This is a genomic window from Actinacidiphila acidipaludis (assembly GCF_019890725.1).
In the GTDB taxonomy this organism is placed as follows: domain Bacteria; phylum Actinomycetota; class Actinomycetes; order Streptomycetales; family Streptomycetaceae; genus Actinacidiphila; species Actinacidiphila acidipaludis.
The window spans coordinates 1-705 of record NZ_JAINZZ010000146.1 but is presented as its reverse complement, the minus strand read 5'-3'; the positions used below and the strand labels follow the sequence as shown (position 1 = coordinate 705).

The following is a 705-nucleotide window of genomic DNA, read 5'->3' as shown; positions in this document are numbered from 1 at the left end:
AGGGCGAGGGCGGGGGCGTCGTTGGTGCCGTCGCCGGTCATCGCCACGAGTTTGCCGCCCTCCTGCTCCTTGCGGATGAGCGCCATCTTGTCCTCGGGCGTGGCCTCGGCGAGGAAGTCGTCGACGCCCGCCTCGTCGGCGATCGCCCGGGCGGTGAGCGGGTTGTCGCCGGTGATCATGACGGTCTTGATGCCCATCCGGCGCAGTTCGTCGAACCGTTCCCGCATACCGGACTTGACGACGTCCTTGAGATGGATGACGCCGAGCACACGGGCCGTCCGCTCGCCGTGCCGGTGCAGCACCTCGCCGACGACGAGCGGGGTGCCGCCGCCGGCCGAGACGCCGTCGACGATCCCGCCGACGTCGGCCGTGGGCGACCCGCCCGCCTGGCGCACCCAGGCCATCACGGAGTTCGCGGCGCCCTTGCGCAGAGCGCGTCCGTCCTGCGGATCATCGAGGTCGACGCCGCTCATCCGGCTCTGGGCCGTGAAGGGAACGAAGGTGGCGTGGGCGAGTTCGCCCTCGGTGCGGCCGCGCAGGGCGTGCCGCTCCTTGGCCAGGACCACGATGGAGCGGCCCTCGGGGGTCTCGTCCGCGATCGAGGAGAGCTGTGCGGCGTCGGCGAGTTCGTCGATTCCGACCCCGCTGACCGGCAGGAACTCGGCGGCCTGCCGGTTGCCGAGGGTGATGGTGCCGGTCTTGTCG

Annotated in this window: 1 protein-coding gene; it reads right to left on the bottom strand. The window is 71.8% G+C overall.

Annotation, left to right across the window (positions count from 1 at the left end):
- Positions 1-705, bottom strand: a 705-nt coding sequence (locus K7862_RS37065) for an HAD-IC family P-type ATPase (RefSeq protein ID WP_222970205.1), incomplete at both ends; no start/stop codon positions are given.